Origin of the sequence: Pseudomonas sp. W2Jun17, from assembly GCF_023127795.1 — a bacterium.
In the GTDB taxonomy this organism is placed as follows: domain Bacteria; phylum Pseudomonadota; class Gammaproteobacteria; order Pseudomonadales; family Pseudomonadaceae; genus Aquipseudomonas; species Aquipseudomonas synxantha_A.
The window spans coordinates 278,071-301,386 of the sequence record NZ_SPKO01000033.1; the positions used below are offsets into that span (position 1 = coordinate 278,071).

Genomic DNA, 23,316 nt, shown 5'->3' on the forward strand with positions numbered 1-23,316 from the left:
GAAATTCCCTATGTTGCATATCTTCTGTCCTCACTGTGGCGAACTGCGCTCTGAAGAGGAATTCCACGCGTCCGGCCAAGCGCATATCCCGCGCCCACTGGATCCGAATGCCTGCACCGATGAAGAGTGGGGCGACTACATGTTCTTCCGCGACAACCCTCGCGGCCTGCACCACGAACTGTGGATCCATGCCGCCGGTTGCCGCCAGTACTTCAATGCCACCCGCGACACCGTCACCTACGAAATTCTTGAAACCTACAAGATTGGCGAAAAACCCCAGTTCACCGCCAAGGCTTCTGGAGAGAAGGTATGAGCCAGATCAATCGCCTGTCCAACGGTGGCCGCATCGATCGCAACAAAGTCCTGACGTTTACGTTCAACGGCCAGAGCTACAAAGGCTTTGAAGGCGACACCCTGGCTGCGGCCTTGCTGGCCAACGGCGTCGACATCATCGGCCGCAGTTTCAAGTACTCGCGCCCTCGCGGCATCTTTGCCGCCGGCGCCGAAGAGCCGAACGCAGTGCTGCAGATCGGCGCCACCGAAGCCACCCAGATTCCCAACGTGCGCGCCACTCAACAGGCGCTGTACCAGGGCCTGGTTGCCACCAGCACCAACGGCTGGCCGAACGTTAACAACGACGTGATGGGCATTCTCGGCAAGGTCGGCGGCAAGCTGATGCCGCCGGGCTTCTACTACAAAACGTTCATGTACCCGCAGTCGTTCTGGATGACCTACGAGAAGTACATCCGCAAGGCCGCAGGCTTAGGCCGCTCGCCGACCGAGAACGACCCGGACACCTACGACAACTTCAACCGTCATTGCGACGTGCTGGTCGTGGGCGCAGGCCCTGCCGGCCTCGCGGCTGCATTGGCCGCTGCGCGCAGCGGTGCGCGGGTGATCATCGCCGACGAGCAGGAAGAGTTCGGTGGCTCGCTGCTCGATTCCCGTGAAAGCCTCGACGGCAAGCCGGCCACTGAGTGGGTTGCCAGCGTCATTGCCGAATTGAAAGCCCTGCCGGACGTGGTACTGCTGCCCCGCGCCACCGTCAACGGCTACCACGACCATAACTTCCTGACCATTCACGAGCGCCTCACCGATCACCTCGGTGACCGTGCGCCGATTGGCGTGGTGCGTCAGCGTATCCACCGTGTGCGTGCCAAGCGCGTGGTGCTGGCCACCGGTGCGTGCGAGCGTCCGCTGGTGTACGGCAACAACGATGTGCCGGGCAATATGCTGGCCGGAGCGGTCTCTACCTATGTGCGCCGCTACGGTGTGGCGCCGGGCAAAAAACTGCTGCTGTCGACCAACAACGACCATGCCTATCGCGTCGCGCTGGACTGGTTTGATGCAGGCCTTTCGGTGGTGGCGGTGGCTGATGCCCGTCACAACCCACGTGGCGCGCTGGTGGAAGAAGCACGCGCCAAAGGCATTCGCATCCTCACCGGCAGCGCCGTGATCGAAGCGCGTGGCAGCAAGCATGTGACCGCTGCCCGCGTGGCCGCGATCGATGTGAAAGCGCATAAAGTCACCAGCCCCGGCGAGTGGCTGGACTGCGACCTGGTCGCCAGTTCAGGCGGTTACAGCCCGGTGGTCCACTTGGCCTCGCACCTGGGCGGCAAGCCGACCTGGCGTGAAGATATCCTCGGGTTTGTACCGGGCGAAGCACCGCAGAAACGCGTGTGCGTCGGCGGTATCAACGGTGTCTACGGCCTTGGCGATTCCCTCGCCGATGGTTTTGAAGGTGGCGTGCGTGCGGCCAGTGAAGCCGGTTTTGCGCCGGTGGAAGGTGTGCTGCCTAAAGCCTTGAGCCGTCTGGAAGAGCCGACGCTGGCGCTGTTCCAGGTGCCCCACGAAAAAGCCACTGCACGGGCGCCGAAGCAATTTGTCGACCTGCAAAATGACGTCACCGCAGCCGCCATCGAACTGGCCACCCGCGAAGGTTTCGAATCGGTCGAGCACGTCAAACGCTACACCGCGCTGGGCTTCGGTACTGACCAGGGCAAGCTGGGTAACGTCAACGGCCTGGCCATCGCCGCCCGTTCGCTGAACGTGACCATCCCGCAGATGGGCACCACCATGTTCCGTCCCAACTACACGCCAGTGACGTTCGGCGCGGTGGCGGGCCGTCACTGTGGGCACATTTTCGAACCGGTGCGCTACACCGCGCTGCAAGCCTGGCACGTGAAGAACGGCGCCGAGTTTGAGGATGTCGGCCAGTGGAAACGCCCATGGTATTTCCCGCGTAACGGTGAAGATCTGCACGCCGCGGTGAAGCGCGAATGCCTGGCGGTGCGTGACAGCGTCGGCCTGCTGGATGCCTCCACCCTCGGCAAGATCGATATCCAGGGCCCGGATGCGCGTGAGTTCCTCAACCGCATCTACAGCAACGCCTGGACCAAGCTCGATGTGGGCAAGGCGCGCTACGGTCTGATGTGCAAGGAAGACGGCATGGTCTTCGACGACGGCGTCACTGCCTGTCTGGCCGACAACCACTTCCTGATGACCACCACCACGGGCGGCGCCGCCCGCGTTCTCCAGTGGCTGGAAATCTACCAACAGACCGAATGGCCTGACCTCAAGGTGTACTTCACCTCGGTCACCGACCATTGGGCGACCATGACCCTGTCCGGCCCCAACAGCCGCAAGCTGCTGGCGGAAGTCACCGACATCGACCTGGACAAGGATGGCTTCCCGTTCATGACCTGGAAGGAAGGTTTGGTCGGCGGTGTACCGGCGCGGGTGTTCCGTATCTCGTTTACCGGTGAGCTGTCGTACGAAGTCAACGTGCAGGCCGACTACGCCATGGGCGTGCTGGAGAAGATCGTCGAGGCCGGCAAAAAGTACAACCTGACCCCGTACGGCACCGAGACCATGCACGTCCTGCGCGCCGAGAAGGGCTTCATCATCGTCGGGCAAGACACCGACGGCTCGATGACCCCGGACGACCTGAACATGGGCTGGTGTGTAGGCCGTACCAAACCGTTCTCGTGGATCGGCTGGCGCGGCATGAATCGCGAAGACTGTGTGCGTGAAGAGCGTAAGCAACTGGTGGGCTTGAAGCCGATTGATCCAAACGTATGGCTGCCGGAAGGCGCGCAGTTGGTGTTCGATCCAAAGCAGACGATTCCGATGAAGATGGTCGGTCACGTCACTTCAAGCTATGCGCACAACTCCCTGGGTTATTCGTTTGCCATGGGCGTGGTGAAGGGCGGCTTGAAGCGCATCGGTGAGCGGGTGTTCTCACCGCAGGCCGATGGCAGCGTGATCGAGGCGGAGATTGTGTCCTCGGTGTTCTTTGACCCGAAAGGTGATCGCCAGAACATTTGATAGACCGCGTCGCGGCCATCGGGAGCAAGCCCCCTCCCACATTTTGATTTGTGAATATCTTCCAATGTGGGAGGGGGCTTGCTCCCGATGAGGCCATCAGCCTCACAACAGAATTCAGGAAAGGTGCTTTATGACAGCAGCCAATGTTTACCAACAACGCCCCACCACCAGCGCCAAGGCCGAGTCGTCGCTGCACCATGCAGACCTCGCCAGCCTGGTCGGCAAGGGCCGCAAGAACGCCGGCGTGACCGTGCGTGAAAAGAAACTCCTCGGCCACCTGACTATCCGTGGCGATGGCCATGATGCCGCCTTCGCCGCTGGCGTACTCCAGGCCGTCGGCATTGAACTGCCCGGCCCGCTAAGCGTGACCGTCAACGGCGAGACCAGCCTGCAATGGCTTGGCCCGGACGAGTGGCTGCTGATCGTGCCGAGCGGCGATGAATTTGCCGCTGAACAAAACCTGCGTGCCGCCTTGGGGGATTTGCACATCCAGATCGTCAACGTCAGCGGCGGCCAGCAGATTCTCGAACTCAGCGGCCCTAACGTGCGCGATGTGCTGATGAAGTCCACCAGCTACGACGTACACCCCAATAATTTCCCGGTGGGCAAGGCGGTGGGCACGGTGTTCGCCAAGTCGCAATTGGTGATCCGCCATACCGCTGAAGACACCTGGGAACTGCTGATCCGTCGCAGCTTCTCCGATTACTGGTGGTTGTGGCTGCAGGATGCCTCGGCCGAATTCGGTCTGAGCGTTCAAGCCTGAGGAATCGCCCATGAGCCGCGCACCCGATACATGGATTTTGACCGCCGACTGCCCCAGCGTGCTCGGCACGGTGGACGCGGTCACCCGCTACCTGTTCGAGCAGGGCTGCTACGTCACTGAGCACCACTCGTTTGATGATCGTCTCTCGGGCCGGTTTTTCATTCGTGTGGAGTTTCGTCAGCCTGACGGTTTTGACGAGCAGGCGTTCCGCGATGGCCTGGCGACCCGTGGTGAAGCCTTCGGCATGATCTTCGAGCTGACGGCGCCGAACTATCGGCCGAAAGTGGTGATCATGGTCTCCAAGGCCGATCACTGCCTCAACGACCTGCTGTACCGCCAGCGTATCGGCCAACTGTCGATGGACGTGGTCGCGGTGGTGTCCAACCACCCCGATCTCAAGCCGTTGGCCGACTGGCACCAGATTCCCTACTACCATTTCCCGCTCGACCCCAACGACAAACCATCCCAGGAGCGGCAGGTGTGGCAAGTGGTGGAAGACACCGGCGCCGAACTGGTGATCCTTGCGCGCTACATGCAGGTGCTGTCGCCGGAGCTGTGCCGCAAGCTGGATGGCAAGGCCATCAACATTCATCACTCGTTGCTGCCGGGGTTCAAGGGCGCCAAGCCGTATCACCAGGCGTACAACAAGGGCGTGAAACTGGTGGGGGCCACGGCGCATTACATCAACAACGATTTGGATGAGGGGCCGATCATCGCCCAGGGTGTGGAGGTGGTTGATCACAGCCACTATCCCGAGGATTTGATCGCCAAGGGGCGCGATATCGAAGGGCTCACATTGGCGCGTGCGGTGGGGTATCACATTGAGCGGCGGGTGTTCTTGAATGCCAATCGCACCGTCGTTCTTTAGATCGCTATCGCAGGCAAGCCAGCTCCCACATTCCAGGATGTGTGAACCCGATCCACTGTGGGAGCTGGCTTGCCTGCGATGAGGCCCTTACAAGCAACACAAGAAACAGCATCTGTACCCGAGCACTAACGCGCTGCCCACCCAAGCGGCAACGCAGTTCCATAAAAACAACAGCGAGGTGAAAGCATGTCTGGTAATCGTGGTGTCGTGTATCTCGGCAACGGCAAGGTCGAAGTACAGAAAATCGACTATCCCAAAATGCAGGACCCGCGCGGCAGGAAGATTGAGCACGGCGTCATCCTGCGCGTGGTCTCCACCAACATCTGCGGCTCCGACCAACACATGGTGCGTGGCCGCACTACTGCCCAGACCGGCCTGGTGCTGGGGCATGAAATCACCGGCGAAGTGATCGAGAAAGGCAGCGACGTCGAGAACCTGAAAATCGGCGACCTGGTTTCCGTGCCGTTCAACGTCGCGTGCGGGCGCTGCCGCTCGTGCAAGGAGCAACACACCGGCGTATGCCTGACCGTCAACCCGGCGCGTGCCGGTGGTGCCTACGGCTACGTCGACATGGGCGACTGGACCGGCGGCCAGGCCGAGTACGTGCTGGTGCCGTACGCTGACTTCAACCTGCTCAAACTGCCGGACCGCGACAAGGCCATGGAGAAAATCCGTGACCTGACCTGCCTCTCCGACATCTTGCCCACCGGCTACCACGGCGCCGTCACTGCCGGCGTTGGCCCGGGCAGCACCGTTTACATTGCTGGTGCCGGCCCGGTCGGTCTGGCCGCTGCTGCCTCGGCACGGCTGTTGGGTGCAGCCGTTGTAATCATTGGCGACGTCAATTCCATCCGCCTGGCCCACGCCAAGGCCCAGGGTTTTGAAATCGTCGACCTGTCCACCGATACGCCGCTGCACGAACAGATTGCTGCGTTGCTGGGCGAACCGGAAGTGGATTGCGCCGTCGACTGCGTAGGCTTTGAAGCACGCGGCCATGGCCACGACGGTGTCAAGGCCGAAGCCCCGGCCACCGTGCTCAACTCACTGATGGGCGTGGTGCGTGTGGCAGGCAAGATCGGTATCCCTGGCCTTTACGTCACCGAAGATCCGGGTGCTGTCGATGCCGCCGCGAAAATGGGCAGCCTGAGCATTCGCTTCGGTCTGGGTTGGGCCAAATCCCACAGCTTCCACACCGGGCAGACGCCAGTGATGAAGTACAACCGCCAACTGATGCAGGCGATCATGTGGGACCGGATCAATATCGCCGAGATCGTCGGCGTGCAGGTGATCAGCCTGGACGATGCGCCACGCGGGTATGGCGAGTTCGACGCGGGTGTACCGAAGAAGTTTGTGATTGATCCGCATAAGTTGTTCAGTGCGGCGTAAAAGCGTTGGGCAAATGACAAAGGGCGACCCTTGGGTCGCCCTTTTTTGCGTCTGCGCTTAAGCCTGCAAACGCCGGCTGATGAAGATCAAATGTGGGAGGGGGCTTGCTCTCGATAGCGGTGGGTCAGTCGGTACTGCTGTAACTGGCCTGCCGCTATCGGGAGCAAGCCCCCTCCCACAAGGGTTTTATGGTGTTTAGGAATCAGCGAGTGGCCAGTGCGCCCTGGTATACAGTCGGGCCTGTCGGTTGTTTGCTGATGGAGCCACCCTTGGTCTCCGAACTCACCATCAACTCCACCGGCTTGCTGATGGTTTCCTGCTGGCGCGGGTTCAGGCCGATGATGCCCTCGCCGTCTTCCGGCAACAGGCCCAGCGACACCGGTGTGCCATCTTTAGGGATTGCCCACAGCTCCAGGCTTTGGTCTGGCGCCGGCGCCGTGGAGGCAATCGGCTGCACTTCAAGATAATCCTTGTGGGCCATGATTTGCGCGGCCGGCTGCTGGGTAGTGTTCACCAGCGTTGCCGCGGATTTGACGCTGTCCTGGGTGTAGAGCGCGCCGCCGATACCGGCAACCACCACCACACAGGCGCCGATGAACAGGCGTGGGCGGCTCCAGAATGGAGGCTTTTGCTCAATCACTTGGGGTTGGATCGCAGTCATAAGTCTCTTCTCGACAAATTTTGTAGTCTGTCCATGGACCCGATTATCCCGATTGGGTTCCGGGCAGGGCTTGGAACAACCGACGGGATACCTAGTCCAACGCTTGCTTTTGCATCCATCTCCTGAGGTTGTATTGATGAAGATTTCACGCGGTTTTGCCCTTTCCTGCCTGCTATCCATGGCCGCCGGCCCGGTGTTCGCCGCAGGTTTCAGCCTTGGCGATGCAGCCAACGCGATTTCCGGTATGCAGGGTGGCAACAACAAAGCCGCTGCCGCCGCACCCTCGTCCGAGACGGCCGGCCTGCTGAGCGCCCTGACCTCGCAACTGAACATCACCCCCGAGCAAGCGGTGGGCGGCACGGGCGCCATGCTGGGCCTGGCCAAGAACAAACTGAGCGGCAACGACTATTCGCAACTGGGCAACAGCGTGCCGGGCCTCGATCAATTGTCGGGTAACAACGCATTGGGCAGCCTCGGCGCTTTAAGCGGGATGCTCGGCCAGAGCGGCGGCAGCAAGACCAGCGGCCTTGATGGTTTGCTGGGTAACGTGAAGAACACCAACGACCTGAATACCGCGTTCAGTGCCTTGGGCATGGACAGTGGCATGGTAAGCCAGTTTGCCCCGGTGATCCTCAAATACCTGGGCGGGCAAGGCGCCAGCGACTCGGTGCTGGGCAAGCTTGCCCAGGCTTGGGGGGCCAGCAGTTAAGCGGCCTTCTCCGAGAATCGCGTTTCCTATAGTTATTTCTGAATCATCTTTCATGATGCGTTGGATGTGGACGAAATAAATTGTAGTGAACCAGTAGGAACGGCAGGAAAGTTGGGTGCCACGTAGTAGTAACTTTCGCAGCATCACGTGGTGCTGTTCGAAGGTCAATCGACGAACTAACTACATGGTGCCTGATGAGTTCTATTAACCAGCTGCAAACCACACTCCAGAATATATACAACCAGGTTGGCGCCAATGTGCCGGCCAGCAAGGCTGGGCTGATCGACCACAATGTGTTGCATAACCTGGGGTTGAGCGCGAATTTGCTGCGGAACTTGCGCAACGATCTGAGTGCCGTCGCTAACGGATCGAATCCTGAGCGGGCACTCAATAACTTGATGTCTGGGCTGCAACAAATCTCGGGTTCTACCAATGCTCGGGCCAAAGAGTGGCCGGCAGACAAACTGTTGCCTGAAGGCGGCGTGCACCTTGTGAAGGGTGCGGACGGTCAACCAGAAGCGGTCACTGCTGCTAAAGAGTGGCCGGCAGGCAAACCGCAGCCTGAAGGCGGCGTGCACCTTGTAAAGGGTACGGACGGTCAACCAGAAGCAGTCACTGCTGCTAAAGAGTGGCCGGTAGACAAACCGTTGCCTGAAGGCGGTGTGCACCTTGTGAAGGGTGCGGACGGTCAACCAGAAGCAGTCACTGCTGCTAAAGAGTGGCCGGTAGACAAACCGTTGCCTGAAGGCGGCGTGCACCTTGTGAAGGGGTCGGACGGTCAACCAGAAGCAGTCACTGCTGCTAAAGAGTGGCCGGTAGACAAACCGTTGCCTGAAGGTGGCGTGCACCTTGTGAAGGGTGCGGACGGCCAACCAAAAGAGGTTGATGCATCCGGAGTGCCGCGCAGCGATTTGGCAAATGTGCCCTCGTCTGTGCAGGCTTCCGCTGACGCAGTGATTTCCAATCTCGTTGAGGTGTTGGGCGTCCAGGCCGCTGGAGGCGATATCTCGCAAGCATCAGCAAAGATGCGCACTGCTTTGGATTCCCTTTTTGACAGGACCAACCCTACGCAGGTACGAGATGCTCTGCGCAACAGCATAAATGAGCTGGCTTGAGCGGTAGCGTCGAAACAGTAGGGAGCTGCAGGAAGCAAGACACCACTATGGATTACCTTTCAAGGGCTCGTGTATGACCTTGGAAGGTTCCATCATCGTTGGCTTTCGCATTGCATGCCGTCGTTTTCCAGCAGTTCATGGATTCGACGGTCCTTTTCCGCCCAGAGCTGGTTGACCCAGTTCTGGACGGTCTGGCGAAACGCCGGATCATTCTCGTAATCCCCTTGCCACAACGCCGGGTCCAGCTCGCGGGTGCGGATATCCACGATCACCTTCGGCACCGCGCCACTGATCAAGTCCCAGAACCCCGGGATCTTGTGTTGCGGGTAGACCACGGTCACGTCGAGTACCGCGTCCAGCTGTTCACCCATTGCTGCCAGCACAAACGCGACGCCGCCTGCCTTGGGCTTGAGTAGCCGGGTAAAGGGTGAATCCTGTTGCGCGCGCTTGGCCTCGCTGAACCGCGTGCCTTCCAGGTAATTGACCACCGTCACCGGCTGGCGCTTGAATAGCTCGCAGGCCTCTTTGGTGATTTTCAGATCCTGCCCTGCCAGTTCAGGATGCTTGGCCAGAAATGCTTTGGTGTAGCGCTTCATGAACGGGTAATCCAGCGCCCACCAGGCCAGGCCGAGGAAGGGCACCCAGATCAGCTCTTTTTTCAGGAAGAATTTGAAGAACGGCGTGCGCCGGTTCAGCGCCTGGATCAGCGCCGGAATATCGACCCAGGATTGGTGGTTGCTGATGACCAGGTAGGAGGTGTCACTGCGCAGGTTCTCACCGCCGCGAATATCCCATTGGGTGGGGATGCTCAGCGAGAAAATCAACTTGTCGATCTCGGCCCAGGTCTCGGCGATCCACATCACCGCCCAGGACGCATAGTCACGCGAGCGGCCCGGCGCCACCAGCTTGAGCAGGGCAAACACCATCAAGGGGCCGATCAGGATCAGCGTGTTGAGTAACAGCAGCAGTGTGACCAAACAGCCGGTGAGCAGGCGGCGCATAAATAACTCTTGGAATCTTGTGGGTGGGCCATGATAAGCAAGGTGAGTCTAGAGGCCAAATCGCAAATCAGCGGACGAATGTTTCACAATGTGCCGTGTAGGGTGGCAGTCACTAACCAAGTGCCGCGTTTGCGGTCTAGAATCCGCCTACTTCTTTCCGAGGAACTCACTTCGTGAAACTGTTATTTGCCTCCCTCGCTCTGCTGGCCCTGCCTGTCATGGCTGCCGAACCGACCCTTTATGGTCGCTACGAATACATCCAGTTGCCGGAGATCGGCGAAACCTTCAAGGCCAAGATGGATACCGGCGCGCTGACCGCCTCGCTGTCGGCCCGGGACATCGAGACCTTCACCCGCGACGGCGATGATTGGGTGCGCTTCCGCCTCGGCGGCAAGGACGCCGGCAGCAAGGTCTACGAGCACAAGGTGTCGCGCATCAGCAAGATCAAGAGCCGTGCCGACGAAGATGACGACAAGGACGAAGCCAGCGTGGCCAAGCGTCCGGTGATCGATCTGGAGATGTGCCTGGGCGACGTCAAGCGCACCGTCGAGGTTAACCTCACCGACCGCAGCAGCTTCAACTACCCGCTGTTGATCGGCGCCAAGGCCCTGCGTGAATTTGGCGCGGCGGTGAACCCGGCACGTCGCTACACTGCCGACAAACCGGACTGCTGATTGAACCCATGCCGCACATCCTGATTGTCGAAGACGAAGCGGCGATAGCCGACACGCTGATCTTTGCCCTGCAAGGCGAGGGCTTCACCACCACCTGGCTGACCCTTGGCCAGGCGGCGCTGGAGCATCAGCGCCAGAGCCCGGCCGACCTCATCATTCTCGACATCGGTCTGCCGGACATCACTGGCTTTGAAACCTGCAAGCACCTGCGCCGGTTCAGCGAAGTGCCAGTGATGTTCCTCAGTGCCCGGGATGCCGAGATCGACCGGGTGGTGGGGCTGGAAATCGGTGCCGACGATTATGTAGTCAAGCCCTTCAGCCCTCGGGAAGTAGCGGCGCGGGTCCGGGCGATTCTCAGGCGTGTTGGCCCGGGTGCGGCCCCGATGCTGTTCCAGGTGGACCTGGAGCGCATGCAGATCCACTATCGCGGGCAACCCCTGAGCCTCACGCGCCATGAGTTCCGCCTGCTGCAAAGCCTGTTGGAACAACCCGAGCGCGTGTTCAGCCGCGAGCAACTGCTGGACGCCGTCGGTGTGCCCGCCGATGCCGGCTACGAGCGCAATATCGACAGCCACATCAAAAGCCTGCGCAGCAAATTGCGTAGCGTGGCGGCGCAAGCCGAGCCGATCCAGACCCATCGCGGCCTGGGCTACAGCTACAGCCCGAGCCATAGCTGATGCGCCTGGGGCTGCGGATTTTCCTGGTGTATGCGCTGTTTATCGGCCTGACCGGCTACTTCGTACTCAACACGGTGATGAAGGAAATCCGCCCCGGCGTTCGCCAGTCCACCGAAGAAACATTGGTGGATACCGCCAACCTGCTGGCTGAAATCCTGCGTGCAGACGTTAAAAACGGCACCCTGGGCCAGAGTCATTGGCCAGCGCTGCTCAAGGCTTACGGCAATCGCCAGCCGGGTGCGGTGATCTGGGGCCTGCCGAAAAACCAGGTCAACCATCGTATTTATGTGACCGACGCCAAGGGCAGGGTCCTGCTTGACTCCAGCGGTGAAGCAGTGGGCCAGGACTATTCGAAGTGGAACGACGTGTACCTGACCCTGCGCGGCGAATACGGTGCGCGCTCCACCCGCAGCGACGCGGACGATCCCACGTCATCCGTGATGCACGTGGGGGCGCCGATTCGCGATAACGACCAGATCATCGGCGTGGTCACCGTGGCCAAGCCCAACAGCTCGTTGCAACCCTACGTGGATCGTACTGAGCGTCGCCTGCTGTGGTACGGCGCGGGGCTGGTGATTCTGGGCCTGTTGCTGGGGGCGCTATTGTCGTGGTGGCTGACCGTCGCCCTCAGACGCCTTACCGCCTATGCCGAAGCCGTGAGCGAGGGCCGCCGCGCCGAGTTGCCGCATTATCGCGGCGGCGAGCTCAAGCAGTTGTCCACCGCCGTGGAACACATGCGCACGCAGTTGGAAGGCAAGGCTTACGTAGAGCGCTACGTGCATACGCTGACCCATGAATTGAAAAGCCCGTTGGCGGCGATTCGCGGTGCGGCGGAGCTGTTGCAGGGCGATATGAGCCGTGAGCAGCAGCAGCGGTTTGTCGGCAATATCGACAGCGAAAGCGCGCGCCTGCAACAGTTGATCGAACGCCTGTTGAACCTGGCCCAGGTTGAGCAACGTCAGGGGCTGGAGGAACAATCGAACATCCCGCTGGCGGTGTTGGTCGATGAGGTGCTCAAGGCCCAATGTGCGCGAATCGAAGGTGCCGGCTTGCAGGTGGAGCAGGTCATCGCCGCCGATGTGAAGGTGTTTGGCGAACCCTTCCTGCTGCGTCAGGCCCTGGGCAACCTGCTCGACAATGCGCTGGATTTCACCCCACCCGGCGGCACTCTGAGGTTCAGTGCCCAGGTGCGGCATAACGATGTTCAGGTCAGTCTGTTCAACCAGGCCGCGGCGATTCCCGATTACGCGCTGCCGCGCCTGAGCGAGCGGTTCTACTCGCTGCCACGTCCGGCCAGCGGGCGTAAAAGCACGGGCCTGGGGCTCAACTTTGTCGAGGAGGTGATGAAGCTGCATGGCGGCTCGCTGCAGATCGGCAATGTGCCAGGCGGCGTGCAAGCGGTGCTGCATCTCCACACAGTCTCCACATTGCCCACATAAATCCCCCATACCGGCTGGGCAGACTCTCCCCCATTCAAACAGGGAGAGACCCATGAACCGCAGCCTGCTTTTCAAACTTGGCGCGATTGCGCTGCTGATTCTGCTGTTGCTGATTCCGTTGCTGATGATCAACGGCATCATCACCGACCGCCAGCAACTGCGCGACGGCGTATTGATGGACATCGCCCGCAGCTCCAGTTACGCCCAGCGCCTCACCGGGCCGGTGATGGTGGTGCCGTTTCGCAAGACGGTGCGTGAATGGAAGCTCAATGAAAAGCTCAATAAACGCTACGAAGAAACCCGTGAAGAGCGTGGCCGGTTGTATTTCCTGCCGGAGCATTTCGAGCTCGACGGCAAGGTGCAAACCGAACTGCGTGCGCGGGGTATCTACCAGGCGCGGCTGTTCCATGCCGACAACCGTATCAGCGGGCGTTTTGAATTGCCTGCGCAGTTGGGAATCACCGAAGACTTTGCCGATTACCGCTTTGAGCCTGCGTTTCTGGCGGTGGGCATCAGCGATATTCGCGGCATTGAAAACGCTTTGAAGCTGGAGCTGGGTGATCAGCGCCTGGAGTTCTCGCCGGGCTCGCAGGTGGACTGGCTGGGGGAGGGCGTGCATGTGATGTTGCCGACGCAAGACGGCAAGAAACCTGCCGTGCTGGATTTCGCCTTCGACCTGCGTCTGCAAGGCACCGAACAACTGCAAGTGGTGCCGGTGGGCAAGACCAGCCAGGTGTCCCTGGCGTCCAACTGGCCGCACCCGAGTTTCATCGGCAACTTCCTGCCGGCTCAACGGGAAGTCAACGACCAGGGCTTCAGTGCCAGTTGGCAGACCTCATTCTTCTCCACCAACCTTGAACAAGCGCTGCAAAGCTGCCTGGACCGCCAGGGCTGCGAAGACTTCAACAACCGCAGCTTTGGCGTGAACTTCATCGACCCGGTGGACCAGTACCTCAAGAGCGACCGTGCGATCAAATACGCGCTGTTGTTTATCGCCCTGACCTTCGCTGGCTTCTTCCTGTTCGAAGTGCTCAAGAGCCTGGCGGTGCACCCGATTCAGTATGCACTGGTGGGTGTGGCGCTGGCGTTCTTCTACCTGTTGCTGTTGTCGCTGTCCGAGCATGTGGGCTTTGCCTTGGCGTACCTGATATCGGCCAGTGCCTGTGTGCTGTTGATCGGTTTCTACGTGTGCCACGTGCTGCGCAGCGTCGTCCATGGGCTGGGGTTCTCGGCAGGGTTGGCGGCGTTGTATGGCTTGTTGTTCGGGTTGCTCAGTGCCGAGGATTACGCGCTGTTGATGGGCTCGCTGTTGCTGTTTGGCCTGCTGGGCACGGTCATGGTGCTGACGCGCAAGCTGGATTGGTATGGGGTGGGTAAGCGCAAGGTGGAGCAAGTGCAATGATTGGGTTGCGGGAGGATCAGCAAGCGGGGGCGCAGTTGGCCTTAAGGATCGCCACCTTCCTCAATACCACCACCGTCCCCTGTGGGAGCGGGCTTGCCCGCGATAGAGGTGGTTCAGAAGCAGATGTACTGAATGACACGCCGCAATCGCGGGCAAGCCCGCTCCCACAGGGGGTAGGTATGCATGTCAGGCGGGCGGTTGGGTCTGCTGCATCGAAGGCCGCTGGCTGACCTCGGCGTACCAGGCGGCGAGCTTGGGGTTGTCCGAGCGCCACTGCATATCCGGATGGCGAAAGTCGAGGTAGCCCAGGGCGCAGGCGACGCTGATCGAAGCGATATCGAAATGGCTGGCCAGTTCGGCGATGGCGTCCTGCTCCAGCTCGGCGAGAGCGCGACGAATCTTGTTGCGCTGTTCGTCGAGCCATTGATCCCAGTGTTTTTCCAGCGGGCGCATGGCGGTCTCGTAACGCACCAGCACGGCGGCATCCATGATGCCGTCGGCCATCGACGCCAACGTCAGGCGCCGCCAGCGCGCCGAGCCATCGCGAGGGATCAGCGGGTTGCCGACATGCTGGTGGTCGAAGTAATCGAGGATCACCCGGCTGTCGTGCAGTACTGAACCGTCGGCCAGGCGCAGGGCCGGGATCTTGCCCACGGGGTTGCCTTGCAGCACTTGGGCATCCGGGTTGACCGGTGTCGGCAGGCAAGCGTGCAGGGCCACGCGGTCCTGCTGGCCGGTCTCGATCAGCAGCACGCGCACTTTACGCACGAAGGGCGAGGCCGGGTTGTGGAACAAGGTCATGCTGGGGGCGGACATGGGCATTCCTCGAAATGGGCTGGGGCTAGCGTAGATGCTTGCGCAGTGGCTGGCGAGGGGGATTTTTGTGATCCTGAGGGCCTCATCGGGGGCAAGCCCCCTCCCACAGTGGACGGCGTTCACAAATCAAATGTGGGAGGGGGCTTGCCCCCGATAGCGCCCTCAGCCGCGCCGCTTGCCCAACGCCCAAGCGCCAATGGCAGCAGGTACGCCCAACCCCACCCAACTCAAAGAATCCCACACCCCATCCCCCAGCAACGCCGCAAACAACCCGGCGGCACTGAGCAGGCCAATCCCCATTGGTATGCCAAACACTTTCCAGAAATTCGACTGCCGAGGCTTCATACCTTGGCCGCCTTGCGCCGCACGATCCACAAGTAAATGCCGCTGACCAGCACGACGATGGTCAGCACATCCAGCACTGCCCACAAGATCTTCATCGGCATCCCGCCGTAATCACCGAAGTGCAGCGGTTGGGACATGCCCATGGCGTCCATGTACCAAGGGCGCTCGGCGATGGCGGTGACGGCCAGGGTGCTGGCGTCGATCAGCACCGGCGTGAGCAGATGGGAGGTGAGGTGCGTGCTGCCTTTCATGAACACCGCATAGTGATGCTCGCTGGAGAAGCGTGTGCCGGGGAAGGCGATAAAGTCCGGCTCCATGCCCGGCGCTGCCTGGGCGGCAATGCTCAGCAGCTCGGTGGCCGGTGCGCGGTGGGTCAGCGGCGGGGCGTTCTGGTAGGGTTCGATCATGGCGCTGAGGCTGTCCTGGCGCCAGGCGGCGATGATCAGGTCGGCGCAGGCGCTGATCACGCCGGTCACGCCCACCACCAGCGCCCACGTCAGGGTGACCACGCCGATCAGGTTGTGCAGGTCGAGCCAGCGCAGGCGGGTGGACTTGTCCTGACGCACGGTGGCGAACTTCAAGCGGCGCATGAACGGCAGGTACAACACCGTGCCCGAAACAATCGCCAGCACGAACAGAAGGCCCATGAACGCCAGCAGTAACTTGCCCGGCAGGCCGGCGAACATGTCCACATGCAGACGCAGCAGGAACAGGGTCAGCCCGCCATTGGCCGCCGGGGTTTCCACTGCTTCGCCAGTGCGGGCGTCGAGCATGAAGGTGTGCGACGAGTTCGGCTCGGTGCCGGCCGTAGCGGCCATGATCGCGATCACACCGTTCTTGTCGTCTTCGTCCCACGCCAGGTACTGCATGGCCTCGCCGGGTCGATGGGCCTGGGCTTTGGCCACAAGCTGCTCAAGGTTGAGCTGCGGCGTATCGGCCGGCATCTGTGCCAGCTCGGGCTCGCTACCCAGCAGGTGGTCGATCTCGTGGTGGAACACCAACGGCAAGCCGGTGAGGGCGAGCAGTAGCAGGAATACGGTGCAGATCAGGCTGGTCCAGGTGTGGATGAAGGACCAGCGGCGGATGGTTTTGCTTTTCATCACGGCTCCAAGGCAAAAGGGCCGCAGTTCAGGCGGCCCTTCATAAGCGGTTTTTCACCGTCTTAGAATTTGTAGTTCACGCTGGCGACCACGTTGCGCTGGTCACCGTAGTAGCAATAGAAACCGTCGCAGGTGGACAGGTAATCCTTGTTGAAGATGTTCTTGGCGTCCACGGCCACTGTGACACCCTTCATGGCGCTGTTCACACGGCCTAGGTCGTAGTGCACCGAGGCGTCGTAGACAGTGTAGGAACCTACATGGCCGAGTTCGGTGTTGGCGGCGTTGCCGTAGGTATCGCCAACGTAGCGCACGCCTGCACCTACACCGAAGCCGTCCAGTAATCCACTGCGCCACGTGTAATCGGCCCATCCTGTCGCCTGGTTGCGTGGTAGCTGGTTCATGCGATTGCCTTCTTCACCGGTCGCACCCTTGGTGATCTCGCTATCGTTATAGGTGTAGGAGCCTACCAGTTTGAGGCTGTCGGTGACGTCGGCGCTGGCTTCCAACTCCAGACCGCGATTGCGCACTTCACCGATCTGGCGCGTGATGCTGCCCTCAGTCACCGTGGAGTTCTTTTGGGTCAGGTCAAATACCGCCGCTGTAAGCAAGGCCTTTGTGCCCGGTGGCTGGTACTTGATCCCTGCTTCGTACTGCTTGCCTTCAGTCGGCTTGAAAGCCCCGGTGCTGGCCACTTGTGTACCGGTACCAGCTTGGAACGATTCAGCATAGGACAGGTACGGCGTGATGCCGTTATCGAACACATAGCTCAGCGCAGCGTTTGCGCTGAAATGCTTGTCGCGTTGTGTGTTGGTGACGTCGTTCAGGTTATGGAAAGTAGTGCCGGTGTGTACCCAGTCTTCCCGCCCGCCTAACGTCAGTCGCCAATTGTCCAGTGCCATCTGGTCTTGGATATAAAGGCCGGTCTGTTGGGTCTTCTGGGTGTAGTCATACATGGTGAAGTACTGGACATTGGAGAAGTCCTGTCCATACACCGGGCGATTGAAATTGATGGTTGGCACGCCGGTCGAGCCCCAGTCCCAGCGCGCATTGCTGGTGGAGCGCTGATGGTCCAGACCTAGCAGCAGTGTGTGGTTCACGGCGCCAGTCTTGAAGTCGGCCTGCAAGTTGTTGTCGACCGCGAACTGACTGATGTCCTCATCGACCTTGCCGGCTGAACGACGCACGTTGCCGTCAGCGTCAACTGCGGTTTCCGGGCCATTCGGAAAGAACGCACCACCGGCGGTCAGGCCCTGGAACGACAAGTCGTTCTTGGTATAGCGCAGGTTCTGGTGGAACTGCCAAGTGTCGTTCAGGCGCGTTTCAAACGCGTAGCCCAGTGCGTAGTAAGTGCGGTCATAGAACTCCCAATCTGGATCGCCCAGGTTCTTATGATGGGAAATCTTGCCGGCTGGCGAGCTCAATTTGGTGCCTTGCAACGGCAGGAACTGGCCGGTAATGCCGGTATCGTCGCGAGTAAACTGGGTGAGCAACGTCAGCTTGGTGTCGTCGTTGATATTCCACGTGAGACTGGGCGCAACGTTGTATCGCTTGTCCGGGATATGGTCCACCGCCGTATTGCTGTCGCGCACGACGCCACTGACTCGGTAAAGGAACTGGCCTTCGTCGTCGATTTTTCCGGTGCTATCGAAGTTGATCTGCTTGTGGTTATTGCTGCCGGCCTGTACTTCAATTTCGTTTGAGCTTTCGGCCTGGGGGCGACGGCTAACCATATCCAATAAGCCGCCGGGTGGGGTTTGCCCGTAGACCGACGAAGCGGGACCTCGCAGGACAGCGATACGCTCTAGATTCCAAGTGTCGATTTTCGGCGTTGCGTAGTTACCCTTGGGCAGTGGTAGGCCATCGAGGAATTGGGTGGGGACAAAGCCGCGAACCAGTAACCAATCACTACGCGAGTCGGAGCCATAGCCACTGCTCTGCACGCCGGCGGTGTAGCGCAAGGCGTCGTTGAGGTTGAGAACGGAGCGGTCTTCCATTTGCTGGCGAGTAATGACCGTGACGGAACGGGGCAGCTCGGCAATAGGTGTATCAGTCTTCGTGCCCGCTGCTGTGCGAGTAGCCACATACCCCTCCACCGGCCCCCAAGCGCTTTCATAGCTACCCTGGCCGGTGATGTTGGTAGTCGGCAAGGCGACGACGCCCTCCGGAACCGGCACCAGGGTGTAAGTGCCCGTACTGCTTTGTTCCAACTGCAAGCCAGTACCGCGCAAGGCCTCACGCAACGCGCTCTGTGCATCGAACTGGCCCTTGACCGGGGCCGAGGTCTTGCCGGCGGCGAGTGTCGGGTTGAGGGTCAGCGCCAGGCCAGCCTGGCTGGCGATCTGGTTCAGGGTGCTGGCCAATGGGGCTGCCGGCAGGTTATAGGCGCGCACGCTCAAGGCTTGTTCAGCAGCGATCAGCGAAGTGCTCGCCAGCGGGGCGCTGAGGGCGATGGCCAGGGCTAACAGACTGGGACGCAACAAGGTGTCTAGCGTGCGGGACATAAGGGCGGCTCCTGAATGGAAATATTTCTCAATTGCTTAGGTGCCGAGCGAGAATCGGAAAGTGATAGGGCTGGGTGAAACTATTTTTTTGGCGGTGTGTTTCAGGGCCTCATCGGGAGCAAGCCCCCTCCCACATTTTGATGTGTGAGTACCTTCCAATGTGGGAGGGGGCTTGCTCCCGATGGCGATTGCCCGGTCACCACAGAACTAAGGCTTGGCAGCTACAGTCACCCACCACGGCGTGTGCTGCTTGATCTGCACCGGCAAGGTCGGCAACAGCGCATTCAACGCCAGCGTGGTGTCGTGCAGGGGGAAGCTGCCGGTGATGCGCAGGTCGGCCACGTTGTCATCCACGCCCAAGTGCCCGGTGCGGTAGCGGCCCAGTTCTTCGATCACATCGCCCAGGCGGGCGTTGTCGACCACCAACATGCCGCGGGTCCAGGCGTCGGTGGCGGGTGTCACGGCCAGCAGCGGGCCAAGGCCATCGCTGCGCATCAACACTTGCTGGCCTGCTTTGAAAACGTGCTCCTGATGCAGCGCTTCAGGCTGGGCGGCTACGGCGGACTGCAACACGCTCAAGCGCGTAGCGTCGTCTTCGCGCTTGACGATAAACCGGGTACCCAGCGCTCGCAGGCTGCCGTCGCGGGTTTGCACATAGAACGGGCGTGAATCGTCGTGGCCGGTTTCGACGAGGATTTCGCCCTCCTGCAACACAATCAATCGGCGCTGTTCGTCGAAGCGCACATCTATGGCGCTATGGGTATTGAGGTTGATGGAAGTGCCATCGTCCAGTTTCAGTGTGCGTTGCTCGCCGGTGGCGGTGCGCTGGTCGGCCAGCCAGTAGTGGATCGGCACGTAACGCTCGCCGGCAAACAAGCCCAGGCCACACACCAGTACGATACTCGCCAGGCCACGGCCCAACTTGCGTACGCGCTGGCGAATGCCGTGGCGCGATTGCAGCAACGCCGCCCGGGCCGGGCCGGCGGCCACGCTGAAGCGCTGATCGAGCATGCCCAGTTGGCGCCAGGCGCGGGCATGTTCCTCATCGCTGGCCAGCCATTTGGTGAACTCTTGCTGTTCCACCGCGCTGCCGTCGCCCGAGTCCAGAGACAGTTGCCAGGCAATCGCGGCATCCAGCACCCGTGCCGAAACCGGTTTGGAGCTAATGGTTGTCACGAGGGCTCGCCATACAGCGCGATGTAGCACTGACGTATACCTTGGGCCAGGTACTGGCGCACACGGGGCACCGACACACCGAGGCGCTGGGCGATTTCTGCGTGGCCCAGGCCGTCGAGGCGGTTATAGAGGAACGCGGCGCGGGCCTTGCTCGACAACTTGCCGAGCAGGCGGTCGATGGCCTTGAGGTCTTCAAGGATCAGTTGCTGTGCTTCCGGCGAAGGGTGTTCGCTTTCGGGGATCAGCATCAATTCGGTGAGATACGCCTGTTCCAGAGCGGCTCGACGGAAGTAGTCGAACAGCAGGCCCTTGGCGATGGCCACCAGGAACGCCCGGGGCTCACGGGGCTCGCCCAAGCCGTCGCGGCCCAGCAGGCGCATGAAGGTGTCCTGGCTCAGGTCTTCGGCGCGGCTCGGGCAGGCTACATTGCGGCGTAGCCAGGCCAACAGCCAGCCACGATGGTCGCGATACAACGCGCCAACAAGCTCACTGTGTGGGGTCTGGACCGACGACAAGGCATCACCGAATAAATAGTAGGTTTAAACTAACGAGAATTATTCGCGATTGTGTCAGAGGCGTGGGATGGGCGCAATTAGCGTCTGTCGGGAGGTGACACTAAAACGATGGCGCTTGTTGGCGCCGTTTCCACTGGGCCAAACGCTCTTGCAGCGCGTGGGGCGTGTCGATCTGCTGCTGCCGTGCACGGCTGAGCAGGATCAGCATCAACTCCGCCGTGACCAGTGCATCGGCGCTGGCGTGATGACGCTCGCCGACCTGCAGCTGGAAATGCTTGACCCAGTCGTCCAACCCGGCCTCGCGCAGCGTGGCGTCGGGGCACAAGAGCGGTGCCAGGTCGGCCACGTCGAGAAACGGGTGGACCAGGCGATAACCCAGGCTGTCCTTGAGCGCCCGGCCCAGCATGTGTTGATCGAACGGTGCATGGAAGGCCAGCAACGGGCTGTCGCCCACGAATGCCATGAAATCCAGCAGTGCCTCGGCCGGGTCGCTGCCGGCGGCAATCGCACTGGGGCCGAGACCATGAATCAATACGCTGGGGCTGAGTTTGGTGTCGGTGCGTTGCAGGGTGCGTTCGAATAGTTGCGAAAAATCCACCGCACCGTCCTCGATCACCACGGCGCCGATGGACAGCACCTGGTCACGGTTTAGGTTCAGGCCGCTGGTTTCCAGATCCACCACGACCCAGCGTTGGTTGCGCAACGAACCATCGCCCAATGCGCAAGGCTTGGGCAGTTGTTCCAGGCGCTGTTGTTGCGCGGCATTCAGCCCCGGTTTTTGCTTATGAAACCAGCCGAACCAACTCACAGTTGATACCGCAAGGTCAGGCTGCTTTGCAGGCGCTGGGCCTGGCGCAGGGATTCACGCAGGATGCGTCGGTCGAGGTGGTTGAGGCTGTCGGGGTCGACGCGGTTGGAGTAGGGCTGGTTCTCGCGGGTCTGCAATTGGTGCTGCTGCATACGGGTTTGCTGAATGAAGTGGTAGGCCTCTTCGTAGGCCGCGCCATCCAGGGGCTCGATCACTTGCTTGTCGACCAACTGACGCAGGCGCTCCAGGGTGTTGTTGGCGTGGATACCATTGGCCAGGGCGAGCAGGCGTGCGCCATCGACAAAGGGGGTCAAGCCTTGCACCTTGAGATCCAGGGTGGCCTTTTCGCCGCCCTTGCGGGTCAGCACGAACTCGCGAAAGCGTCCCACCGGCGGGCGCTGGCGTAATGCGTTTTCGGCCAACATGCGCTGGAACAAACGGTTGTCCGCGACCTGATCGAGAATGCCCTGACGCAGTTGCTCGCAACCACGCTCGTCGCCCCACACTGCACGCAAATCAAAATAGATGCTCGAGCTAAGCAGGTTCTCCGGCGTCGCCTCGCGAATAAACGCGCCGAAGCGCCGCGCCCACTCCACCCGGGACAAGCACAGCTCGGGGTTGCCGGCCATGATATTGCCTTTGCACAGGCTGAAGCCGCACAGCGCCAGGCTTTGATTGATGTGCTGTGCCAGGGGAAGCAGCCGCTCACGGATCTGGGCAGCTTCGACTGCGTCCTTGGCCTCGAACAGAATGCCGTTGTCCTGATCGGTGTACAGCGTTTGCTCGCGGCGGCCTTCGCTGCCGAAACACAGCCAACTGAATGGCACGCCGGGGTCGCCTTTTTCCGCCAGGGTCAGCTCGATCACCCGGCAGACGGTGTGGTCGTTGAGCAGCGTAATGATGTGGGTGATCTGGGTGGACGACGCGCCATGAGCAAGCATACGTTCCACCAACTGACCGATTTCACCGCGGATTGCCACCAGGTTGTCGACCCGGGGCGCGTTGCGGATAGTGCGGGCCAGGTGCACCAGGTCCACGCGTTGCAACGAGAACAAGTCACGCTCGGACACCACGCCGCACAGGCGCTGGTCTTTGACCAGGCACACGTGGGCGATATGCCGTTCGGTCATGGCGATAGCGGCGTCGAAGGCACTGTGGTCCGGGCTCAGGAAGAACGGCGCCTGGGTCATATGGCCGTCAATGCCCTGGCTGAAATCGCTGGTGCCGTCGGCCACCACCTGGCGCAGGTCACGCAGGGTAAAGATGCCCAGGGGCGCCTTGTGTTCGTCCACGATCACAATGCTGCCGACCTGTTGCTCGTGCATCAACGTGACCGCTTCACGCAACGGCGTGTGCGGGCTGCACGTCACCGGGTGGCGCATGGCCAATTCGCCCAGGCGGGTATTCAGGGAGTATTGGGTACCGAGGGTTTCCACGGCTTTTTGCTGCACTTGCTGGTTGACTTGGTCGAGCAGGCTACTGACACCACGCAAGGCAAAATCACGAAACGGGCTGGAAAGGGCAAACAGCTTGATAAACGCCGGCTTGTTCAGTTGCAGGCAGAAGGTGTCTTGCGCGGCTTTATGTTCGGTGCGGGTCGCACGTTCACCCAGCAATGCGGCGAGGGGGAAGCACTCGCCGGTAGTGATTTCGAAGGTGGGATCTGGCGAGTCTGGCCGCTCGCCAATCACCCGGCCCTGTTTGACGATATAGAAATGCTCGACCGGCCCGCCCGACGGTTTGAGGATGCTGTCGCCCTGGCCATAGAAGCGCAGTTGGCACTGTTCCACCAGAAAGGCCAGGTGCGCCGGTTCCATCTGGTTGAACGGCGGGAAGCGTTGCAGCAATTGCAAGGTGCCGTGGATGTTCTGCAACACAGCAGTTTTACCCGCCTGTTCGAATGCATCAGCTTTACTCATAACAGTGACCGCAGTTTTTTTGTCGTTATCGTGCTGCATGGTCGACTCCTGCACCGCGGGTGCCCATTGGACGTAAGTCTAGGTCGGTGAAAACGCTGCAAAACTAGGGAAAAA

Annotated in this window: 21 protein-coding genes; 11 read left to right on the forward strand and 10 right to left on the reverse strand. The window is 60.7% G+C overall.

Going from position 1 to position 23,316, the window contains the following annotated elements; translation table 11 throughout:
* Positions 1–10: 10 nt before the first annotated feature.
* From E4O98_RS21330 to fdhA, 5 genes are all read left to right on the forward strand, one after another.
* The gene (locus E4O98_RS21330; protein WP_027605979.1) at positions 11–313 is read left to right on the forward strand and encodes a sarcosine oxidase subunit delta; all 303 of its coding nucleotides are present in this window, start codon (positions 11–13) and stop codon (positions 311–313) included.
* Positions 310–3,327, forward strand: a complete 3,018-nt coding sequence (locus E4O98_RS21335) for a sarcosine oxidase subunit alpha (RefSeq protein WP_005792127.1) — start codon at positions 310–312, stop codon at positions 3,325–3,327. Before E4O98_RS21330 ends, E4O98_RS21335 begins: the two co-directional genes overlap by 4 nt.
* A 130-nt stretch (positions 3,328–3,457) precedes the next feature.
* Complete coding sequence (gene soxG / locus E4O98_RS21340) at positions 3,458–4,090, forward strand: sarcosine oxidase subunit gamma family protein (RefSeq protein WP_032879088.1); 633 nt, start codon at positions 3,458–3,460, stop codon at positions 4,088–4,090.
* Between the two features lie 10 nt (positions 4,091–4,100).
* The gene (gene purU / locus E4O98_RS21345; protein ID WP_005792124.1) at positions 4,101–4,958 is read left to right on the forward strand and encodes a formyltetrahydrofolate deformylase; all 858 of its coding nucleotides are present in this window, start codon (positions 4,101–4,103) and stop codon (positions 4,956–4,958) included.
* Positions 4,959–5,144: 186 nt separating this feature from the next.
* Positions 5,145–6,344 (forward strand): formaldehyde dehydrogenase, glutathione-independent, encoded by a 1,200-nt coding sequence (gene fdhA / locus E4O98_RS21350; RefSeq protein WP_005792122.1) that lies wholly within the window; start codon positions 5,145–5,147, stop codon positions 6,342–6,344.
* A 202-nt stretch (positions 6,345–6,546) separates the two neighbouring features.
* Here fdhA and E4O98_RS21355 read toward each other — a convergent pair whose 3' ends face one another.
* Complete coding sequence (locus tag E4O98_RS21355; RefSeq protein WP_005792120.1) at positions 6,547–7,005, reverse strand: anti-sigma factor; 459 nt, start codon at positions 7,003–7,005, stop codon at positions 6,547–6,549.
* Positions 7,006–7,141: 136 nt separating this feature from the next.
* On the opposite strand from E4O98_RS21355, the gene E4O98_RS21360 reads away from it, so the two are divergent.
* Positions 7,142–7,714: a DUF2780 domain-containing protein gene (locus E4O98_RS21360; RefSeq protein ID WP_032879089.1), complete on the forward strand. Its 573-nt coding sequence runs from the start codon at positions 7,142–7,144 to the stop codon at positions 7,712–7,714.
* Positions 7,715–7,908: 194 nt separating this feature from the next.
* Entirely contained in the window at positions 7,909–8,829 is a 921-nt protein-coding gene (locus tag E4O98_RS21365) for a hypothetical protein (protein ID WP_248136185.1), read from the forward strand.
* A 92-nt stretch (positions 8,830–8,921) separates the two neighbouring features.
* Here the strand turns inward: E4O98_RS21365 and E4O98_RS21370 are convergent, their stop codons facing one another.
* Positions 8,922–9,830: an acyltransferase gene (locus tag E4O98_RS21370; protein WP_228309056.1), complete on the reverse strand. Its 909-nt coding sequence runs from the start codon at positions 9,828–9,830 to the stop codon at positions 8,922–8,924.
* A gap of 173 nt (positions 9,831–10,003) precedes the next feature.
* Between E4O98_RS21370 and E4O98_RS21375 the strand changes: the two genes are divergently transcribed.
* Genes E4O98_RS21375 through creD form a run of 4 tightly spaced genes read left to right on the forward strand, consistent with a single transcriptional unit; the run spans position 10,004 to position 14,022 of the window.
* Positions 10,004–10,504 (forward strand): ATP-dependent zinc protease, encoded by a 501-nt coding sequence (locus tag E4O98_RS21375; RefSeq protein WP_103735255.1) that lies wholly within the window; start codon positions 10,004–10,006, stop codon positions 10,502–10,504.
* 8 nt (positions 10,505–10,512) lie between these two features.
* The gene (gene creB / locus E4O98_RS21380; RefSeq protein ID WP_248136187.1) at positions 10,513–11,181 is read left to right on the forward strand and encodes a two-component system response regulator CreB; all 669 of its coding nucleotides are present in this window, start codon (positions 10,513–10,515) and stop codon (positions 11,179–11,181) included.
* On the forward strand, positions 11,181–12,620 hold the full coding sequence (gene creC / locus E4O98_RS21385) for a two-component system sensor histidine kinase CreC (protein WP_248136189.1): 1,440 nt from the start codon (positions 11,181–11,183) through the stop codon (positions 12,618–12,620). The genes creB and creC overlap by 1 nt, the downstream gene beginning before the upstream one ends.
* Before the next feature lie 52 nt (positions 12,621–12,672).
* Complete coding sequence (gene creD / locus E4O98_RS21390) at positions 12,673–14,022, forward strand: cell envelope integrity protein CreD (protein WP_032879097.1); 1,350 nt, start codon at positions 12,673–12,675, stop codon at positions 14,020–14,022.
* Positions 14,023–14,208: 186 nt separating this feature from the next.
* Here creD and E4O98_RS21395 read toward each other — a convergent pair whose 3' ends face one another.
* From E4O98_RS21395 to E4O98_RS21430, 8 genes are all read right to left on the reverse strand, one after another.
* Entirely contained in the window at positions 14,209–14,838 is a 630-nt protein-coding gene (locus E4O98_RS21395) for a glutathione S-transferase (protein ID WP_248136190.1), read from the reverse strand.
* 162 nt (positions 14,839–15,000) lie between these two features.
* Entirely contained in the window at positions 15,001–15,183 is a 183-nt protein-coding gene (locus tag E4O98_RS21400) for a hypothetical protein (RefSeq protein WP_078822500.1), read from the reverse strand.
* On the reverse strand, positions 15,180–16,283 hold the full coding sequence (locus E4O98_RS21405) for a PepSY-associated TM helix domain-containing protein (RefSeq protein ID WP_078822499.1): 1,104 nt from the start codon (positions 16,281–16,283) through the stop codon (positions 15,180–15,182). The genes E4O98_RS21400 and E4O98_RS21405 overlap by 4 nt, the downstream gene beginning before the upstream one ends.
* 62 nt (positions 16,284–16,345) lie before the next feature.
* Positions 16,346–18,784: a TonB-dependent siderophore receptor gene (locus tag E4O98_RS21410; protein WP_248136191.1), complete on the reverse strand. Its 2,439-nt coding sequence runs from the start codon at positions 18,782–18,784 to the stop codon at positions 16,346–16,348.
* 207 nt (positions 18,785–18,991) lie between these two features.
* Positions 18,992–19,960 (reverse strand): FecR family protein, encoded by a 969-nt coding sequence (locus E4O98_RS21415; protein ID WP_103735250.1) that lies wholly within the window; start codon positions 19,958–19,960, stop codon positions 18,992–18,994.
* Positions 19,957–20,475: an RNA polymerase sigma factor gene (locus E4O98_RS21420; protein ID WP_248136192.1), complete on the reverse strand. Its 519-nt coding sequence runs from the start codon at positions 20,473–20,475 to the stop codon at positions 19,957–19,959. Before E4O98_RS21420 ends, E4O98_RS21415 begins: the two co-directional genes overlap by 4 nt.
* A gap of 100 nt (positions 20,476–20,575) precedes the next feature.
* On the reverse strand, positions 20,576–21,283 hold the full coding sequence (locus tag E4O98_RS21425; protein ID WP_248136194.1) for a 3'-5' exonuclease: 708 nt from the start codon (positions 21,281–21,283) through the stop codon (positions 20,576–20,578).
* A complete protein-coding gene (locus E4O98_RS21430) occupies positions 21,280–23,202 on the reverse strand; it encodes a putative nucleotidyltransferase substrate binding domain-containing protein (protein WP_248089333.1) in 1,923 nt (640 codons plus the stop codon). The genes E4O98_RS21425 and E4O98_RS21430 overlap by 4 nt, the downstream gene beginning before the upstream one ends.
* Positions 23,203–23,316 lie beyond the last annotated feature (114 nt).